At 59.2% G+C, this 4,851-nt stretch carries 6 protein-coding genes; 2 read left to right on the forward strand and 4 right to left on the reverse strand.

Annotation, left to right across the window (positions count from 1 at the left end):
* Positions 1 to 140 precede the first annotated feature (140 nt).
* The 4 genes from K7W03_RS26585 to K7W03_RS26600 all read right to left on the reverse strand — a co-directional run bounded on the left by K7W03_RS26585 (position 141) and on the right by K7W03_RS26600 (position 1,999).
* Positions 141 to 878, reverse strand: a complete 738-nt coding sequence (locus K7W03_RS26585) for a hypothetical protein (RefSeq protein ID WP_037445264.1) — start codon at positions 876 to 878, stop codon at positions 141 to 143.
* Position 879: 1 nt separating this feature from the next.
* Positions 880 to 1,119, reverse strand: a complete 240-nt coding sequence (locus K7W03_RS26590; protein ID WP_084511049.1) for a DNA translocase FtsK — start codon at positions 1,117 to 1,119, stop codon at positions 880 to 882.
* Between the two features lie 169 nt (positions 1,120 to 1,288).
* Positions 1,289 to 1,636 (reverse strand): thermonuclease family protein, encoded by a 348-nt coding sequence (locus tag K7W03_RS26595; RefSeq protein ID WP_020819326.1) that lies wholly within the window; start codon positions 1,634 to 1,636, stop codon positions 1,289 to 1,291.
* A 114-nt stretch (positions 1,637 to 1,750) separates the two neighbouring features.
* Positions 1,751 to 1,999 (reverse strand): hypothetical protein, encoded by a 249-nt coding sequence (locus K7W03_RS26600; protein WP_020819327.1) that lies wholly within the window; start codon positions 1,997 to 1,999, stop codon positions 1,751 to 1,753.
* A 171-nt stretch (positions 2,000 to 2,170) separates the two neighbouring features.
* Between K7W03_RS26600 and K7W03_RS26605 the strand changes: the two genes are divergently transcribed.
* Entirely contained in the window at positions 2,171 to 3,655 is a 1,485-nt protein-coding gene (locus tag K7W03_RS26605) for an ADP-ribosylglycohydrolase family protein (RefSeq protein ID WP_020819328.1), read from the forward strand.
* A 135-nt stretch (positions 3,656 to 3,790) separates the two neighbouring features.
* Positions 3,791 to 4,837, forward strand: a complete 1,047-nt coding sequence (locus K7W03_RS26610; protein ID WP_226870541.1) for a helix-turn-helix transcriptional regulator — start codon at positions 3,791 to 3,793, stop codon at positions 4,835 to 4,837.
* The last annotated feature ends 14 nt before the right edge of the window (positions 4,838 to 4,851 follow it).

The raw sequence follows: 4,851 nt of genomic DNA on the forward strand, positions 1-4,851 counted from the left end.
TGATACCCAAATCCCACCACTCGGTGCGGCCGCTTACCGGCCATCATAATTGACGCCAACCGGCCTCCGTAAATGTCGCCCTACACATCAGCGTCGTTGACGTGCAGCATGCCACAAAGTCAGAATCCGCCGCCGCACCATCAGGACACGTCGCGGGCTGTCCGGCTTGCAATATGGGCTCGGACAACGTGCCAACTGTTGCGAAGCTGACGGCGGCGACTGTCGACTTCCTCACGCGCGCGGCTCGCGATCCGTTCAAGGTCAACGACCAGTTCACCAGCAAGGCTGCTCCGCTCTGAGTGGTCCGCGTCCCTCATCAGTGCGGCTGCCGTTGAAACCGCATCTGGCACAGTGCGCGAGATGAATGTCGAACAATCGACGATGCTCCATTCGACCGGGTTCCCAGCTGCCATCTCCAACAGTTGAGCGCAGCGGCGCCTAGCTGCGGAAAGACGCGGAGCATATTCCGGTGCAAGCTCTCCCGCCATTTTCCACGCCTCAGCGATGCGGGGATCCGCCTCAGGCTTGATCGCTTCCTCGATGATTGGGAAGGACGTCGACTGATCCTCTTCGATCGGGGACAGCGGACGAGCGGCGCGTCCGACTCGAACCGCGAATTTCCTCCAACACAGGACGAAGGCTGCGATCGCGACAGTCACAACCGCTATTCCAAACCAGTCACCGACGACAGTGATAGGGAGAACAAAGAACCCGACGAGGCCAGCCAATCCCGCCACCAGAGCCGCTCCCGCCACCTTCGCTGAGATATAGGCGATTTTGGCGATGCTCCGCAAAATCTTAAGCGCCGCATTCCAAGCCAAGCGCAGAAAAACAGCGCCGGTGACCAACAAGAAGGCAATAAGAATTAGCCGCGCCAACTCATTTCTCCGAGACAGATACACATGAGGCAACCGTTCTCGCGCCGCGTTTGTCCGGAGCACTCACCAACCCGGACTCCTCCAGATCCTGCATAATGCGGCGTGCGTAGGCATATTGAATACCCAATTCTCGGGCTAATCGGTTTGTCGAACCGGAACGCGATTTTGTTACCAGATCGCGAGCCATCGCGATGCGATTAGCATGCATGACAGCGCTATCGCTTTGGCTGTCGGCCGCCATCCCGTTTCCTCTTAACCGAAGAGACCAAAGAGCCACCTAACGCCCGATACCAACATCATGCCCGTGCCCAGCAGGATAAGCCCTCCAATAATGATTGCTTCCAAAGCCACTAGATAGGGGAATGCAGGACCATCCGCCTCTGTACCCTTCTCATCCCAGCGCCGAGCCATCACCTGCACTCCCGCGCCAATTCGAGCCCATTGTCCCACTTCCTCATGTAAACCGCCTGCCCGCGGCCGATCTGCTCACAGGCAACATTCACGCCGTTCACATATACGTGCGCGAGGGTACGACCATAACGGTCGTGTCCGACGCGCCGAATGCTGAGGGATCCGTTCATCAGATTTTGTAGGCTGCGTTTGCTCGCCTGGCCATCGCCAGGAGCACAGGCGCGGCCCGCCGGACACCCATGTATCTCAGGGGCATCGATACCGACCAGACGCACGCGTTCTCCGTCCAAGCGCAGGGTATCGCCATCAACGACGGTTACAGCCGCCAACAGGAATATTCCAAACATGTTAGGTTCCGTTCAGCGTTTCTCGATCACCCCGCAGCCTCTACTGAGGTGGGGCTGACCAATGGCAGGTTGAGACCGTCTCGCCATTGGCAGGCTTCCGGTCCCAGACGAAGTTTACTGACCCGACCTGACGTTCTTCGCCAACACGGAAATCGCCCCACCGATCAGCAAGCCGGCTCCAACCGTAACGAACGGGACGACCGCAGCGATAGCGGCACCGGCTGCAGCGCCGGTGATGGCCGTGCGCCCCATTTCCGTTTCCCAAGCCTTCTTCACCCCATCGACAGTCTTCTCGCCAATTTTCTGGCTGACCTTTGCGGCGCTGGCTCCTGCCTCTTTCAACTTATCTCGATCAATCTTCATGATATTTCCCCCTATGATGCTTTCACCACCCTATCGTGACTGCTGGGTCAAGACAGTTTGGCCTCACAAACGCCATGGCGAAGTAGGTACGACCGTATCTGTCAGATTCGGTCGTAGTAACTCTCTCCAACTTCAAGCTGGAGCCATTAAGGTGGCTCGAAAAGGACAAGAATGGAACAAAGAGACGCTGCCCATACCCCCCGCACCAGTTCGAGCCATCCACTGCAAATCGCGTTCGTCCAAACACGCGCCAACGGCGGCAGAATAGGAATCACATTCTGCCCGGGGAAAAAGCAGCACGATGCGCTGACGGGCGCCTGGGACCGCGACCTTTGCGTCGACCTAGACGCCATTCAAGCTAGCGGAGCGGCGGCGGTCGTTTCTCTCCTCGAGCCCTCAGAATTCCAGAGCCTCGGCGTGGATCGGCTCGGGGAAGAAGTACGCGCGCGTCACATGGACTGGTTCCATCTGCCCATTGCTGACGTGAGCATCCCGGGTCCGCTGTTCGAGCAGGAATGGACCACCACCGGCGCAAATCTGCGCTCACGGCTACGCCAGGGCTTCGACATCGTGGTACATTGCAAGGGCGGCTTGGGACGCGCTGGAATGATAGCCGCACGCCTGCTCGTCGAGTTGGGAACCGAGCCCAGGGCTGCCATAGGCCAAGTGCGAATGGCTCGTCCTGGAGCGATCGAAACGCATGAGCAGCTCACCTACGTCCAGCAAAAAGTCGCAGTCGCAGAGGTGGCCCCCGCTATGACGCTCGCGGCCACGCGTGATCGAGGCCGAGGCGCTTTGATCGGCTTGGCAGTAGGCGACGCACTGGGAACGACATTGGAGTTTGCGCGCCGGGACACCTATCCCATTCTAACCGACATGATCGGTGGCGGCCCCTTCGGCCTGAAGCCCGGCGAATGGACAGACGACACGTCAATGGCGCTCGCCTTGGCGGACAGCCTCATATCTTGCAAAGGCATCGATGAAGTCGATCTGATGAAGCGCTTCGTCGCATGGCGAGATGAGGGAGCCTATTCATCAAATGGGCACTGCTTCGACATCGGCATGACCGTCAGTGCGGCATTGGCCCACTGGGAGCGATCGGGAAACCCCATCGCGGGATCAACCGACCCCTCCACCGCGGGGAACGGCAGCTTAATGCGCTTGGCGCCAATCGCTCTGCGGTATCATGACAACACCCCTTCCCTCAAAGAAGCAGCTGCACGTCAAAGCCGTGTCACGCATGGCGCGACTGAGGCCGTAGATGCCTGCGTCATCTACGCACGAATGATCGCGATGGCAATTTGCGGCAGCAGCCTCGACGATGTTCTCAGCATCCACACAGACAGCGTAACTGGGAGAATCTTCGACATCGTTGGTGGATCCTGGCGCGGTAAACTGAGGCGGGATATCCGCGCGTCAGGCTATGTGGCGTATTCGCTCGAAGCCGCACTCTGGTGCATCGGCCGGACCGGCAGTTTCGCCGAGGCTGTCCTTACTGCCGCCAATCTCGGTGAGGACGCCGATACGACAGCTGCCATTACGGGCCAGCTCGCGGGCGCCCTCTATGGCGAGGACGGCATCCCGGAAGCTTGGCGAAATCGGATCGTCGGGTATCAACGCATCGGCGAAATGGCAGATCAGCTTTTGTTTCGGTAGATCCTCAAACCAGCGCTGTTCCTCCAGCCAACACCGCCGCACCTCCACGAGCCGCAGGTCTCAATTTCCGCCTTTAGACTCTTGAAAAAACGACGGGTGCGGTCGTAGTTGGACATAAATGGGGGGTAGTGCAGCATGACCGATCGTATGGCCAAACTTGATCGATTGTTAGCGCTCGTTCACGCGCTTTCGGAATCGACAGAGGGCCTCACTCTCGATGAGATGGCGGAAACGCTCGGCGTCAATCGCAGGACCGCCGAGCGCATGCGCGACGTCATCGCTCGGCACTTTGACCTTGAGGAAGTGACAGAAGATCGCCGAAAGCGCTTTCTCATACGGGACAGCCTTCGCCGCGTTTATACCCGCCCCACTGCCGCTGAAGTCGCAGCACTACAGGCCGAGGTGGATGGACGACGAGAAGCTGGCCAGACGGTTCGTGCCGACCAATTGGCGAACCTTCTGGCAAAGGTGAAAGGGGCGTTCGATGATCGCGAGAAGCGCCGCATTGATCCTGATCTAGAAGCGCTCACTCGGCTTCAGCGGACGATGGTCACCGCGGGCCCTGTTGCGACCGTGCCCCCCGAGACAATCGCAACCGTCCAAGCTGCGATATTGTCCGGTAGCTGCCTCGAATTCAGCTATGCCGCAGTTCAGCAGCAGGAGCCTCGCTGGCGACGGGTCATTCCCTATGGCATCGTTCACGGCCCCCTGTCGTACTTGGTCGGAAAGATGCCCGACCGAGAAAATGATCCGGTCTATTACCGACTGGATCGCATGATCGACCCCCGGCTCAGCGAAAAGCTCGGTTGCGCCCCAGATGACTGGGACATCGACGCCTGGCTGGCCGACAGTTTCGCTGTCTGGCGAGACGAGAAGCAAGACGTCGTGCTTCGCGTCCACGCATCGGCAGCCTCGCGAGCGCGAGAATGGCGCTTCCATCGCCATCAGCAAATAGAAGAACTCGAGAATGGAGATCTTCTCATCCGCTTCACCAGCGGCGGCATGCGGGAGCTGGCGGAGCACCTATTCACTTGGGGCAATGAGCTCGTCATCGAGCAGCCTGATGCCCTGATTGAGATGATGCGACAGCGCATCGTGGCTGCGTTGACGATTGCGCGGCGACTGACAGGATGCGAGCGTAGCGACAATCAAGATGAGAATCGGTTGTTGGGGTGTCGGTGAAGGGCGGAGGGCGT

The sequence above is a fragment of the Sphingobium sp. PNB genome (genome assembly GCF_019873065.1).
Classification (GTDB): domain Bacteria; phylum Pseudomonadota; class Alphaproteobacteria; order Sphingomonadales; family Sphingomonadaceae; genus Sphingobium; species Sphingobium fuliginis.

Bases quoted from the DNA above. Each gene is read 5' to 3' on its own strand.
- K7W03_RS26590 (WP_084511049.1), bottom strand. From the start codon at position 1,119: ATGGCGGCCGACAGCCAAAGCGATAGCGCTGTCATGCATGCTAATCGC.
- K7W03_RS26595 (WP_020819326.1), bottom strand. From the start codon at position 1,636: ATGTTTGGAATATTCCTGTTGGCGGCTGTAACCGTCGTTGATGGCGAT.
- K7W03_RS26600 (WP_020819327.1), bottom strand. From the start codon at position 1,999: ATGAAGATTGATCGAGATAAGTTGAAAGAGGCAGGAGCCAGCGCCGCA.
- K7W03_RS26605 (WP_020819328.1), top strand. From the start codon at position 2,171: ATGGAACAAAGAGACGCTGCCCATACCCCCCGCACCAGTTCGAGCCAT.
- K7W03_RS26610 (WP_226870541.1), top strand. From the start codon at position 3,791: ATGACCGATCGTATGGCCAAACTTGATCGATTGTTAGCGCTCGTTCAC.